Raw genomic sequence first — 14260 nt, 5'->3', positions numbered from 1 at the left:
AGGATTAATTGTGTCAAGTAATGAATTATTGTTAGCTACTGAATATTTAGAAAAAGAGAAGAAAATTCCAAGAGAAGTGTTAATCGATGCTATTGAAGCAGCGTTAATTACTGCCTATAAGAAAAATTATGATAGTGCGCGAAACGTACGTGTTGAGTTAAACATGGATGAAGGTACGTTCAAAATTGTCGCACGAAAAGAAGTCGTTGAAGAAGTATTCGACAATCGTGATGAGGTTGACTTAAGTACTGCTTTAGTGCGTAACCCTGCTTATGAAGTAGGAGATATTTATGAAGAAGACGTTACACCAAGTGATTTTGGTCGTGTCGGTGCTCAAGCAGCGAAACAAGCTGTTATGCAACGTTTACGTGATGCTGAACGCGAAATTCTTTATGATGAATTTATCGATAAAGAAGAAGACATCATGACTGGATTAATTGATAGAGTTGACCACCGCTATGTTTACGTAAATTTAGGCCGTACAGAAGCGGTATTATCAGAAGCGGAAAGAAGTCCAAATGAAAAATACATTCCGAATGAAAGAATCAAAGTTTATGTAAATAAAGTAGAACAAACAACAAAAGGACCTCAAATCTATGTGTCTCGAAGTCATCCTGGTTTGTTAAAGCGTTTATTTGAACAAGAAGTACCAGAAATATTTGATGGTACTGTTATCGTGAAATCTGTAGCTCGTGAAGCTGGAGACCGTTCTAAGATAAGTGTTCATGCAGATAACCCAGACATCGATGCAGTAGGTGCTTGTGTAGGTTCAAAAGGTGTACGCGTTGAAGCGGTTGTTGAAGAACTTGGTGGCGAAAAAATTGATATTGTTCAATGGAATGATGATCCTAAGATTTTCGTTAAAAATGCATTAAGCCCATCCCAAGTATTACAAGTCATTGTTGATGAAGAAAATCAATCAACAATCGTTGTTGTCCCTGATTATCAATTATCATTAGCAATTGGTAAACGTGGTCAAAATGCACGACTAGCTGCAAAATTAACAGGTTGGAAGATTGATATCAAATCAGAATCAGATGCACGTGAAGAAGGGATTTATCCTAACGATGAGTTAGAAATGGAAGACAGCGAAAGCGAAGCATTTGCATCATCTCATGATATTCACTCAGAATCAGATGAGTCAGAATTAACAGAAGAGCAAGCGAATGACGACACTGAAACAACTGAAGAGCACGAAACAGCTGAAGCTACTGATCAAGATGAAAACGCTGAGAAATAATTTGGAGTGATTGCTTTATGAAAAAGAAAAAAATTCCAATGCGTAAATGTATACTTTCTAACGAAATGCATCCTAAAAAAGATTTAATACGCGTAGTCATCAACAAAGAAGGCGAGATCTTTGCAGATGCTACTGGTAAAAAACAAGGTCGCGGTGCATATGTTTCTAAAAATGTTAAATTAGTAGAAGAAGCACAACAAAAACAAGTGTTAGAAAAATATTTTAAAGCGAGTCAAGAGACGCTAGAACCCGTTTACAAAGAAATTATACGTCTCATATATCGTGAAGAGATTCCTAAATGAACAAATTTCAAATCGTAAATTTTTTAGGTTTAGCAATGCGTGCAAGAAAAGTGAAGACAGGTCAATCCGTCATATTAAATGACTTAAAGAAGAATAAATTAAAACTTGTCATTATTGCTACAGATGCTTCTGTCAATTCAACTAAAACCATTACAGATAAATGTGAAAGTTATGGCGTACCTTTGCGTGTTTTTGGAACGAGAATAGAATTAGGCCAAGCTTTAGGCAAGGAAGAACGTGTGAATATAGGAATCACTGATGATGGTTTTTCAAAGAAACTGATATCAATGATAGATGAATATCGTAAGGAGTGACTATATGAGTAAAAAAAGAATTTACGAATATGCAAAAGAATTAAATTTAAAGAGTAAAGAAATTATTGACGAACTTAAAAAAATGGACGTTGAAGTTTCTAACCATATGCAAGCTTTAGAAGATGATCAAATTAAAGCATTAGACAAAAAATATAAATCAAATGAACAAAAATCATCTGAACAACCATCTAAACAAAACAACCAAAATAAACAACAAGCAAATTCAAATAAACCTAAACAAAAAGGTAATCAAAATAAAAAGAATAATAAACAAAATAAGAAGAACAACAAAAAGAATAATAAAAACAACAAAGGTAATAAACCACAAGAGTCAGAAGAACCAAAAGAAATGCCATCTAAAATTACGTACCAAGAAGGCATCACAGTAGGTGAACTTTCTGAAAAATTAAATGTTGATTCATCTGAAATCATTAAAAAATTATTTATGCTAGGCATAATGGCTAATATTAACCAATCTCTTGATGAAGAATCATTAGAACTCATCGTTGATGACTATGGCGTTGAAATGGAAAAAGAAGTTGTTGTCGATGAACAAGATTTATCAGTTTATTTCGATGACGAGGACGATGAAGAAAACACAGTAGAACGTCCAGCAGTAGTTACTATCATGGGACACGTTGACCATGGTAAAACAACTTTACTTGATTCAATCCGCCATACAAAAGTAACAGCCGGTGAAGCAGGTGGTATCACACAACATATCGGTGCTTACCAAATTGAAAATGACGGCAAAAAAATCACATTCCTTGATACACCAGGTCACGCAGCATTTACAACAATGCGTGCCAGAGGTGCCCAAGTCACAGATATTACAATCTTAGTTGTTGCGGCCGATGACGGTGTTATGCCTCAAACAATTGAAGCGATTAACCATGCTAAAGAAGCAGATGTGCCTACAATCGTAGCAGTAAACAAAATCGATAAACCAACATCAAACCCTGACAGAGTGATGCAAGAACTTACTGAACACGGTTTAATCCCAGAAGATTGGGGCGGCGACACAATCTTTGTTCCGCTTTCTGCATTAAGTGGTGAAGGTATCGACGATTTACTTGAAATGATTGTATTAACTTCTGAAATTTCAGAGTTAAAAGCTAATCCAAGTAAACATGCTGTTGGTACAGTGATAGAAGCAGAATTAGATAAATCACGTGGACCAGCTGCGTCATTACTCGTTCAAAACGGTACATTAAATGTTGGTGACTCACTAGTAGTCGGTAATACTTATGGCCGTATTCGTGCAATGGTTAATGATTTAGGTCAGCGTATTAAATCAGCAGGCCCATCAACACCGGTTGAAATTACTGGTATCAATGATGTACCACAAGCTGGTGACCGTTTCGTAGTATTTAAAGATGAAAAACAAGCACGTCGTATCGGTGAAGCACGTCGTGAAACAAACGTTTTACAACAAAGACAAGAGAGTAAAAATGTTTCTCTAGATAACTTATTCGAGCAAATGAAACAAGGTGAAATGAAAGACCTTAATGTTATCATTAAAGGTGACGTGCAAGGTTCAGTAGAAGCTTTAGCCGCTTCATTAATGAAGATTGATGTTGAAGGTGTAAACGTACGTATCATTCATACTGCTGTCGGTGCAGTTAACGAATCAGACGTTACATTAGCAAATGCTTCTAATGGTATTATCATTGGATTTAATGTGCGTCCAGATGCAGGTGCTAAACGCGCTGCAGAACAAGAAGGTGTAGATATGCGCTTACACCGTGTTATCTATAACGTAATCGAAGAAATTGAAACGGCAATGAAAGGTATGCTTGATCCAGAATATGAAGAACAAGTCATTGGACAAGCTGAAGTACGTCAAACATTTAAAGTTTCTAAAGTCGGTACAATCGCTGGTAGTTACGTGACTGATGGTAAGATTACAAGAAATGCTGGTGTTCGAGTAATCCGCGATGGCATTGTACAATTCGAAGGCGAACTTGATACATTAAAACGTTACAAAGATGATGCTAAAGAAGTTGCTCAAGGTTATGAATGTGGTATTACAATTGAAAAATACAATGACCTTAAAGAAGGCGACATTATTGAAGCATTTGAAATGGTTGAAATTAAAAGATAAGATAGTAGCTTATCAATTATAGTCATTGAAAACCATGATTTTCACAATCTAGCTGAAAATCATGGTTTTCGTTTTTCAAAAATGAAATTAATGCTACGTTCAATCAAATATTGTTACAAAAAATGTATGAATCAATACAATTAAGAACTATAATACGACAGTTAGGAATTGGACGGTATATTTTATTTGTATTTATTTCATTTTCGAATTGTATCAAAACACTTAAGAAATAAAATAATGCCTAAGTGTTGAAATTGAAAATATTTTGTATTAATGTTTCAAACAACGCATATAGCATGTATATAAAACTATTATCGTTGACGTCTTTAAATACAATGTCTTATAATTCGTATGGTGTGTATAAGAAGAAATTTGAAAGAGATACGAAAAAGGAAGAGGTGAATAACAATGAATATGAGAGCAGAACGTGTTGGAGAACAAATGAAACAAGAAATCATGGATATTGCAAATAACAAAGTTAAAGATCCACGTATTGGATTTCTCACAATTACTGATGTTAAAGTAACGAATGATTTGTCTATGGCAACTGTATATTTAACAGTCCTTGGAGACGAGAAACAAGTTGATGATACGTTTAAAGGATTAGAAAAAGCAACTGGTTATATAAAATCAGAATTAGGTTCACGTATGAGATTACGTGTAGTACCGGAATTATACTTTGAATATGATGAGTCCATCGATTACGGTAATAAAATTGAAAAACTTATCCAAGATTTACACAAAAAAGATCAATAATTTATTAAAAGCTGGAACATAAACGATGAGATTTTATGTTTCGGCTTTTTCGTTATGTCATATCATTCGTCATCATGATAAGATATTAATTAAATAACAAAAATGATAGGTGGCATCATAGCAATGTACAATGGCATTTTACCAGTATATAAAGACAGAGGCTTTACAAGTCATGATATTGTGTTTAAATTACGCAAGATTTTAAAATTAAAAAAGATAGGCCACACAGGTACTTTAGATCCCGAAGTGGCAGGCGTCCTACCGATATGTATAGGGAAAGCAACCAAGGTCAGTGACTACATTATGGAGATGGGTAAAACCTATCGTGCCACAGTGACGTTAGGGTTAAGTACGACGACAGAAGATCAAACAGGTGAAGTGTTGGAACGTCAATCTGTTACCTCTAACCATTTAACCGCCTCCCAAGTAGATCAAATACTTAAGCAATTCAAAGGGACGATTAAGCAAATTCCTCCGTATTATTCTGCAGTAAAAGTAAACGGCAAAAAACTATACGAATACGCTCGTAATAATGAGACAGTAGAGCGTCCAGAACGAGAAGTGGACATTTATCAAATTGAACGTACTTCTGATCTTCGTTTCGAAGATAACTTATGTCATTTCGACATCATTGTAGAATGTGGAAAGGGTACATATATTAGAACTTTAGCAACAGATATTGGTCGAGCACTAACATTACCTGCACATATGTCTCAGCTCACACGAACTTCAAGTGGGGGATTTCAAATCGATGAAAGTTTAACATTGGAAGATGTAGGTCGATTACATGAGCAAGGTTCATTACATCAGAAGCTTTTTCCTATAGAATATGGTTTGAAAGGGTTAACGCATATTTTCGTTGATAATGAAACAATGAAATTTAAAATCCAACATGGTCAGAAATTTAATAAAACCGATTTTGATATCAATATTACTACTGATGTAGTCATGGTGGATCAACAAACTAAACAAGTATACGCGATATATGAACCCCATCCTGAAAAAAACAATGAAATCAAACCGAAAAAGGTATTTAATTAAAGGAGAATGTAGCATGAAAGTGATTGAAATCACACATCCAATACAGGAAGATCAATATATTAAAGAAGATGTGGCGATGGCGTTTGGCTTTTTTGATGGCATGCATCGAGGCCACGCCAAAGTTTTTGAAACTTTAAACCAAAGAGCAGAAGAAACTGGTTTAAAGAAAGCTGTCATGACTTTTGATCCTCACCCTTCTGTAGTGTTGAACCCTGAGCGTAAACGTACTGATTATTTAACGCCGATACAAGATAAAGTAGAAATTATGGAGTCGTATGGTATAGATTATTGTTTAATTATTAATTTTTCTTCCAAATTTGCATCAGTCAGTGTGGAAGATTTTATTGAAAATTATATCATCAACAACCATGTTAAAGAATGTGTTGCTGGCTTTGATTTTACCTTTGGAAAGTATGGAAAAGGCAATATGATGATTCTCGATCAAGTTGAACACTTTAATACTACGACTGTTTATAAACAAGAAAGAGAATCTGAAAAAATTTCAACTACGGATATACGTAAGGCGCTTAAGGAAGGGGAATTACAAGACGCGAATGACTCTCTAGGCTATAGATATCGAATTAAAGGTACAGTAGTTCAAGGAGAAAAACGCGGTCGTACTATTGGATTTCCTACTGCTAACGTAGAACCAAGTGATGATTACGTGTTACCGAAAAAGGGCGTATACGCTGTAACGATGGAAATTGGTCCCGAATCTAAATTGTATCGTGGCGTAGCAAATGTAGGGGTTAAGCCAACATTCCATGATCCAGCCAAAGCACAAATCGTTATCGAGGTTAACCTGTTTGATTTCGATGAAAACATTTACGGTGAACGAGTTATTGTTTACTGGCACCATTTTTTAAGACCAGAAATAAAATTTGATGGTATTGATCCACTTGTTGAACAAATGAATAAAGATAAAGAGCGTGCAAAGTATTTATTAGCGGTTGATTTTGGTGATGATTTATCATATAATATTTAAGTCAGTATTTAAATGACATATAGGACCTTTATCTTGGCATTTCGAGACTCCGACGTTTTGCTCAGATTGAGGCACGTAAAAACTAATTAAGGAGGAAATTGATTATGGCAATTTCACAAGAACGTAAAAATGAATTAATCAAAGAATACCGTACACACGAAGCAGACACTGGGTCTCCAGAGGTTCAAGTAGCTGTTTTAACTGCGGAAATCAGTGCATTAAACGATCATTTACGTATTCACAAAAAAGACCATCATTCACGTCGTGGATTATTAAAAATGGTAGGTCGTCGTAGACATTTACTTAACTACCTACGTAAGAAAGACATTCAACGTTACCGTGAATTAATTAAATCATTAGGCATCCGTCGTTAATTCTACACGGATATTTAATTAAGCCTGAGGCATCAACGTGTGTCTCAGGCTAATTCTATATTATGAGCCTTTTGAAAATATTAAATTGAAACTACGATAAAAAGTTGTTAGTTATAATATACATAATGAACTGAAAAATGTATTGAAGAGTTAGTTGTATCAATATTCAAAATACGTTTAAATTTGAATTCGAAATGTAGAGAAAACCTACATTTATTCACGAGTTATACAGTTATGCACTCTACATTTTAATATAATCAAATTGTGACCAAAAATAATAAGTTCCATTATAAAAATAAAGTAATAAATGATATGATAGATGTATTAGATATATGAGAGGAGATTCGCAATGTCTCAAGAGAAAAAAGTATTCAAAACCGAATGGGCGAATAGATCATTAACAATCGAAACTGGTCAATTAGCTAAACAAGCAAATGGTGCAGTTCTCGTTCGATATGGTGATACAGTCGTATTATCTACGGCAGTTGCTTCTAAGGAACCACGTGAAGGTGATTTCTTCCCATTAATGGTAAACTACGAAGAAAAAATGTACGCTGCAGGTAAAATACCAGGTGGTTTTAAAAAGCGTGAGGGACGCCCAAGTGATGAAGCGACCTTAACTGCTCGTCTCATTGACAGACCGATAAGACCGTTATTCCCAAATGGCTATCGTTATGATGTTCAAATAATGAATACTGTATTAAGTGCAGATCCAGATTGTTCACCAGAAATGGCAGCAATGATTGGCTCATCTATGGCATTAAGTGTTTCAGACATTCCATTCCAAGGCCCAATCGCTGGTGTAAATGTTGGATATATTGATGGTGAATATATCATTAATCCAACTGTTGAACAAAAAGAAGTTTCATTACTAGATTTAGAAGTTGCGGGTCATAAAGATGCTGTCAACATGGTAGAGGCTGGCGCAAGTGAAATTACAGAAGAAGAAATGTTAGATGCAATCTTCTTTGGACATAGTGAAATTCAACGCTTAGTGGCATTCCAAGAAGAAATCATTGATAATCTTCAACCAGAGAAGAAAGAATTCATTCCAGAAGAACAAGATGAAACGTTGTTTGAAAAAGTACAATCACTTACTGAATCTTATGGATTAAAAGAAGCGGTGCTTACATTTGATAAACAACAACGCGATGACAATATCGATAACCTTAAAGATAAAGTCGTTGCCGAATTCGTAGATGAAGAAGACGAAGAGAATGAATCTTTAATCGAAGAAGTGCATAGCATATTAAATGACCTTGTTAAAGAAGAAGTAAGAAGATTAATTGCTGAAGAAAAAATCAGACCAGATGGACGTAAAACAGATGAAATTAGACCACTAGATACTGAAGTAGGCTTATTACCAAGAGCGCACGGTTCAGGATTGTTTACAAGAGGACAAACTCAAGCGTTATCTGTTGTAACTTTAGGTTCAATGAGTGAATATCAAATCTTAGATGGACTTGGTGAAGAAGAACAAAAACGTTTCATGCACCATTACAACTTCCCAAATTACTCAGTTGGTGAAACAGGTCCTGTTCGTTCACCAGGTCGTAGAGAAATTGGACACGGTGCATTAGGTGAACGTGCACTACGACATATTATACCTGATGTTACTGAATTCCCTTATACTGTGAGAGTTGTAAGTGAAGTATTAGAATCAAACGGTTCCTCATCACAAGCATCAATTTGTGGATCTACTTTAGCATTAATGGACGCTGGTGTTCCTATTAAAGCACCTGTAGCTGGTATTGCGATGGGTCTCGTGACACGTGATGATAGTTATACAATATTAACAGATATTCAAGGTATGGAAGATGCTTTAGGAGATATGGACTTTAAAGTTGCAGGTACTTCTAAAGGTATCACAGCGATTCAAATGGATATTAAAATTGATGGCTTAACGAAAGAGATTATTCAAGAAGCCTTAGATCAAGCACGTGAAGGCCGTATGACGATTTTAAATCATATGATGCAAACGATAGATACACCACGTACTGAACTAAGTATGTATGCACCTAAAGTAGAAAAGATGACAATTAAACCGGATAAAATTCGTGACGTTATTGGACCTGGTGGTAAGAAAATTAATGAAATCATCGATGAAACTGGCGTTAAATTAGACATTGAACAAGATGGTACGACTATTATCGGTGCTGTAGATAAAGAAGCAATAGAAGCTGCGCGTAAGATTATCGAAGATATCACGCGTGAAGCGGAAGTAGGTCAAGTGTACGATGGGAAAGTCAAACGTATCGAAAAATATGGTGCTTTTGTCGAATTATTCCCAGGTAAAGATGCTTTAGTACACATTTCACAAATTGCTAAAGAGCGCATTGATAAAGTAGAAGATGTATTAAAAGTAGGCGACACATTTAAAGTGAAAGTGACTGAAATCGATAAACAAGGTCGCGTGAACGCATCTCATAAAGTGCTTTTAAATGATTAATGTCTTTATATAAGTAAATTTAATAATTATTTTTAAGCTATTCGCAGTGTTTAAATACTAAACATTGCGAATAGCTCATTTTATTAATGCGGTATAAAAAAAGCCCTGGCAATCTTTTGAAAAATAAGGGCCATATTAATAATTTTACGAAGTTGATAGCTATTACTTTAATAGTGTACATAAGGCATATTTTAACTTATAATGAAATATGAGTTTATTACGGACGGGGATTTTACATAGGAGGTAACATTTTGAGTTTAATAAAGAAAAAGAATAAAAATATTCGCATCATCCCTCTAGGCGGAGTAGGAGAAATTGCGAAGAATATGTATATCGTTGAAGTAGACGATGAAATGTTTATGTTAGATGCAGGTTTGATGTTTCCCGAAGACGAAATGCTAGGTGTAGACATCGTAATACCTGACATTCAGTATGTCATCGATAATAAAGAAAAATTAAAAGGAATTTTCCTAACACATGGGCACGAACATGCAATTGGTGCGGTTTCTTACGTGTTAGAACAGGTAGATGCACCTGTATATGGTTCAAAGCTAACGATTGGCTTAATCAAAGAGAATATGAAGGCACGTAATATCAACAAAAAGATTAGATATTATACAGTTAATAATGAGTCAATTATGCGTTTTAAAGGTGTAAATGTGACATTCTTTAATACGACACATAGTATCCCTGACAGTTTAGGTGTTTGTATTCATACTTCATATGGTGCCATTGTTTATACTGGTGAATTCAAATTTGATCAAAGTTTACATGAGCATTATGCACCGGATTTGAAGAAAATGACTGAAATTGGTGAAGATGGTGTATTTGCATTAATCAGTGATTCTACAGAGGCAGAGAAACCTGGCTATATCACACCTGAAAATGTTATCGAGTCACATATGCATGATGCATTTACAAAAGTTAAGGGAAGATTAATAGTATCTTGCTACGCATCAAACTTTATACGCATCCAACAAGTGTTAAATTTAGCGAGCAAATTGAATAGAAAGGTATCATTCCTTGGTCGTTCATTAGAAAGTTCGTTTAACATTGCTCGTAAAATGGGATACTTTGATATACCTAAAGATTTATTAATTCCAATTAATGAGGTTGAAAATTATCCTAAAAATGAAGTGATTATCATTGCAACGGGTATGCAAGGTGAACCGGTTGAAGCATTAAATCAAATGGCTCAACAAAAACATAAAATTATGAACATTGAACCAGGAGATTCAGTATTTTTAGCGATTACAGCTTCAGCAAATATGGAAGTAATCGTTGGTAATACACTAAATGAATTAGTGCGTGCTGGCGCTGAAATCATTCCAAATAATAAGAAAATCCACGCATCTAGTCATGGATGCATGGAAGAATTAAAAATGATGATTAATATGATGAAACCTGAATATTTCATTCCAGTTAATGGTGAGTTCAAGATGCAAATCGCTCATGCGAAACTCGCAAATGAAGCTGGCGTTTCACCTGAGAAAATATTCTTAGTTGAAAAAGGCGATGTAGTTAATTATAACGGCGAGGAAATGATTTTAAACGAAAAGGTTAATTCAGGTAACGTACTCATTGATGGTATCGGCGTTGGAGACGTAGGCAACATCGTATTAAGAGACCGTCATTTATTAGCAGAAGATGGTATATTTATCGCTGTTGTAACGTTAGATCCGAAAAACAGACGCATTTGTGCAGGCCCTGAAATTCAATCAAGAGGTTTCGTATATGTTCGTGAAAGCGAAGAGTTGTTAAACGAAGCTGAAGAAAAAGTACGAGAAATTGTTGAAGAAGGACTGCAAGAGAAAAGAATTGAATGGTCAGAAATAAAACAAAATATGCGTGATCAAATTAGTAAATTACTATTTGAAAACACAAAACGTCGACCAATGATTATTCCAGTTATTTCTGAAATTTAAATCAATAATTAATAAACAAAGAGGTTAAGGCAAACGCTTAGGTAAATATATGATAGTAGATGATGAACCTGCATTAATCTACTAAACTTATATTTAAAAGCGCCCATTGTCTTTACCTCTTTTATGATATTATGATAAGCATATAGCACTTACATAGAAACTTAAATTTTAAACATTTTAACTTGTTCAATATGATATGATAATTGTTATAAAGTCGTTGCAATAAAATGGTGAACGATACATATAACGAAGACAATAGAATAAAAAATTGAAACGTACTATTTTTTAGTTAAACATACTTACAATACAAAGAAATTATATTTGAAAAGAAGGTGCAAGATGTGGCCCAAACTAAAAAAAGAACGAACACCAAAAGAAAAACACCAACTAGAAAGAAAAAGATGACAAATCGAAAGAAAAACCAAAAAGATAGCCCAATTAGATATATAGTCGCAATTATTATATTTATATTAATTGTGTTAGGTGCTTTTCAACTAGGCATTGTAGGTACAATGGTAGATAGTTTCTTCAACTATTTATTTGGGATTAGTCGTTACTTAACATACGTACTCATCTTAATCAGTACAGTATTCTTAACTTATTTTAAAGCTTTACCAAAAACGCGACGAACGGTCGGAGCATTTATTTTACAAGTAGTACTTCTACTTGTTTCCCATATCGTTTTTTACTTTACACATAGAGCGAAAGCCGAAAGAGAACCGGTGCTATCTCATGTATATCACTCATACAAAGATACTTACTTCCCAAATTTCGGTGGTGGTTTACTCGGGCATTATCTTTTAAGTTTAAGTATTCCGCTTATTTCAATCGCAGGCGTTATTTTCATGACACTTTTATTGTTTATTTCAAGCATTATTTTACTCATGAAACAAAAACACCGTGATGTATCTAAAATCTTTTTTGAAAATATGAAAACGAAAGGGCAAGATGCATCTGAAAGTCTACAAGAAAAACGTAAACATAATAAAGTGAAAAGAGATGCCAAAGCCCGGGTGAGAGCAGAGAAAAAGGCTGAAAGAGAGCAACAAGCTAAACAACAACAAGAAGAACAAGACAATGTAAAAGATGTTTCAGATTTTCCTGAAATAACAGATAAAGAACAACAATCTAATATACCGATTTATGGTCACGGTGATAGTGAAGATTCAAATGTAACGCAAGCTTCATCAACTGCGAAACGTACACGTAAGAAACGCAATTTTGGTGAAGAAAACGTGGGAAATACTAATAGTCATGCACAATCTTACAACGCTGAGCCTGATAAAAATGAGGAACATAATGAATCGGATACTTCGAATAGTTCTATTCAAGGTGCAGGAGAGGTAGGTAATGCATCGTATACGATTCCACCATTAGATTTACTTGACCAACCTACAAAACAACAATCGACCTCTAAAACAGAAGTTCAGAAAAAAGGCCAACTGTTAGAGACAACATTGAAGAACTTTGGTGTAGATGCACGTGTAACTCAAATTAAAATTGGTCCAGCTGTGACGCAGTATGAAGTTCAACCTGCACAAGGTGTGAAAGTAAGTAAAATAGTTAACTTGCACAGCGATATTGCGTTAGCTTTAGCAGCTAAAGATATAAGAATTGAAGCACCGATTCCTGGTCGTTCGGCTGTAGGTATCGAAGTACCTAATGACAAAATATCACTTGTTTCACTTAAAGAAGTATTAGATGAAAAGTTCCCAGCTAAGAATAAACTCGAAGTTGGGTTAGGTAGAGATATTTCGGGAAATCCAGTCACAGTACAATTAAATAACATGCCGCATTTACTTGTCGCTGGTTCAACAGGGAGTGGTAAATCTGTTTGTATCAATGGTATTATTACCAGTATCTTATTAAATGCGAAGCCACATGAAGTCAAACTCATGTTAATTGACCCTAAAATGGTTGAGTTAAACGTATATAATGGTATTCCCCATCTGTTGATACCCGTGGTGACAAACCCACATAAGGCATCACAAGCACTAGAAAAAATAGTGGCAGAAATGGAACGTCGTTATGATTTATTCCACCATGCGTCTACTAAGAATATTGAAGGGTATAATGAGATCATTAGACGTCAAAATGAAGAACTTGATGAAAAACAGCCAGAATTACCTTATATTGTAGTTATCGTCGATGAGTTGGCAGATTTAATGATGGTAGCTGGAAAAGAAGTTGAAAATTCTATTCAACGACTCACTCAACTTGCGCGTGCTGCAGGTATTCATTTAATTATTGCCACACAACGTCCATCTGTAGACGTGATAACTGGATTGATTAAAAATAATATCCCAACCAGAATTGCCTTTGCAGTTAGTTCTCAAACTGACTCAAGAACAATCATAGATAGTGCGGGTGCTGATAAATTACTCGGTAAAGGTGATATGTTATACGTTGCGAATGGTGGTTCAACGAGAACACGTGTCCAAGGTGCATTCTTAAGTGAAAAAGAAGTACAGAATGTAGTGGATTTCGTGGTTGAACAACAAAAAGCCAATTACGTTAAGGAAATGGAACCTGACGCACCAGTAGAAAAATCTGAAATGAAAAGTGAAGATAGCTTATACGATGAAGCATATTTATTCGTTATTGAGAAACAAAAAGCGAGTACTTCATTACTACAACGTCAGTTTAGGATCGGATATAACCGAGCTTCTAGACTCATGGATGATTTAGAGCGTAATCAAGTTATTGGCCCACAAAAAGGTAGTAAACCAAGACAAATTTTAGTCGATTTAAATAACGAGGAGGTGTAATT

At 34.9% G+C, this 14260-nt stretch carries 10 protein-coding genes and 2 pseudogenes; all 12 read left to right on the top strand.

The features are described from left to right. Positions 1-10: 10 nt before the first annotated feature. Positions 11-1240, top strand: a complete 1230-nt coding sequence (nusA, locus tag NGI30_RS06150) for a transcription termination factor NusA (protein ID WP_251943052.1) — start codon at positions 11-13, stop codon at positions 1238-1240. A gap of 17 nt (positions 1241-1257) precedes the next feature. After that, entirely contained in the window at positions 1258-1542 is a 285-nt protein-coding gene (gene rnpM, locus NGI30_RS06145) for an RNase P modulator RnpM (RefSeq protein WP_251516547.1), read from the top strand. Continuing rightward, positions 1539-1856, top strand: a complete 318-nt coding sequence (locus NGI30_RS06140; RefSeq protein WP_251516549.1) for a L7Ae/L30e/S12e/Gadd45 family ribosomal protein — start codon at positions 1539-1541, stop codon at positions 1854-1856. The genes rnpM and NGI30_RS06140 overlap by 4 nt, the downstream gene beginning before the upstream one ends. Positions 1857-1860: 4 nt before the next feature. Next, entirely contained in the window at positions 1861-3960 is a 2100-nt protein-coding gene (infB, locus tag NGI30_RS06135; RefSeq protein ID WP_251943050.1) for a translation initiation factor IF-2, read from the top strand. A 408-nt stretch (positions 3961-4368) separates the two neighbouring features. After that, positions 4369-4716 (top strand): 30S ribosome-binding factor RbfA, encoded by a 348-nt coding sequence (gene rbfA, locus NGI30_RS06130; protein WP_251516553.1) that lies wholly within the window; start codon positions 4369-4371, stop codon positions 4714-4716. A gap of 123 nt (positions 4717-4839) precedes the next feature. Beyond that, a complete protein-coding gene (gene truB, locus NGI30_RS06125; protein ID WP_251943048.1) occupies positions 4840-5757 on the top strand; it encodes a tRNA pseudouridine(55) synthase TruB in 918 nt (305 codons plus the stop codon). Positions 5758-5770: 13 nt separating this feature from the next. Next, positions 5771-6742 (top strand): bifunctional riboflavin kinase/FAD synthetase, encoded by a 972-nt coding sequence (locus NGI30_RS06120; RefSeq protein ID WP_251516559.1) that lies wholly within the window; start codon positions 5771-5773, stop codon positions 6740-6742. A gap of 104 nt (positions 6743-6846) precedes the next feature. Continuing rightward, the gene (gene rpsO / locus NGI30_RS06115) at positions 6847-7116 is read left to right on the top strand and encodes a 30S ribosomal protein S15 (RefSeq protein WP_251516562.1); all 270 of its coding nucleotides are present in this window, start codon (positions 6847-6849) and stop codon (positions 7114-7116) included. A gap of 349 nt (positions 7117-7465) precedes the next feature. Further along, entirely contained in the window at positions 7466-9565 is a 2100-nt protein-coding gene (gene pnp, locus NGI30_RS06110) for a polyribonucleotide nucleotidyltransferase (protein WP_251943046.1), read from the top strand. Between the two features lie 251 nt (positions 9566-9816). Beyond that, positions 9817-11490 carry a ribonuclease J2 gene (rnjB, locus tag NGI30_RS06105; RefSeq protein WP_251943044.1) on the top strand — a complete coding sequence of 558 codons (1674 nt, stop codon included), beginning with the start codon at positions 9817-9819 and terminating at the stop codon, positions 11488-11490. Between the two features lie 401 nt (positions 11491-11891). Further along, positions 11892-12263, top strand: a pseudogene (locus NGI30_RS11510) (cell division protein FtsK); the annotation flags it as partial. Positions 12264-12560: 297 nt separating this feature from the next. Continuing rightward, a pseudogene (locus tag NGI30_RS06100) lies at positions 12561-14258 on the top strand (DNA translocase FtsK); the annotation flags it as partial. Positions 14259-14260: the final 2 nt, after the last annotated feature.

Origin of the sequence: Staphylococcus sp. Marseille-Q5304 (genome assembly GCF_943737015.1) — a bacterium.
GTDB classification, from domain to species: Bacteria; Bacillota; Bacilli; order Staphylococcales; family Staphylococcaceae; genus Staphylococcus; species Staphylococcus hsinchuensis.
Note: the sequence above shows the minus strand (reverse complement) of the source record. Positions and strands in the feature narration are given on the sequence as shown.

What these genes read in the sequence shown, in the direction of transcription:
- rbfA (WP_251516553.1), top strand. Translation starts at nt 4,369, where the DNA reads ATGAATATGAGAGCAGAACGTGTTGGAGAACAAATGAAACAAGAAATC.
- infB (WP_251943050.1), top strand. Translation starts at nt 1,861, where the DNA reads ATGAGTAAAAAAAGAATTTACGAATATGCAAAAGAATTAAATTTAAAG.
- NGI30_RS06120 (WP_251516559.1), top strand. Translation starts at nt 5,771, where the DNA reads ATGAAAGTGATTGAAATCACACATCCAATACAGGAAGATCAATATATT.
- truB (WP_251943048.1), top strand. Translation starts at nt 4,840, where the DNA reads ATGTACAATGGCATTTTACCAGTATATAAAGACAGAGGCTTTACAAGT.
- rnpM (WP_251516547.1), top strand. Translation starts at nt 1,258, where the DNA reads ATGAAAAAGAAAAAAATTCCAATGCGTAAATGTATACTTTCTAACGAA.
- rpsO (WP_251516562.1), top strand. Translation starts at nt 6,847, where the DNA reads ATGGCAATTTCACAAGAACGTAAAAATGAATTAATCAAAGAATACCGT.
- pnp (WP_251943046.1), top strand. Translation starts at nt 7,466, where the DNA reads ATGTCTCAAGAGAAAAAAGTATTCAAAACCGAATGGGCGAATAGATCA.
- NGI30_RS06140 (WP_251516549.1), top strand. Translation starts at nt 1,539, where the DNA reads ATGAACAAATTTCAAATCGTAAATTTTTTAGGTTTAGCAATGCGTGCA.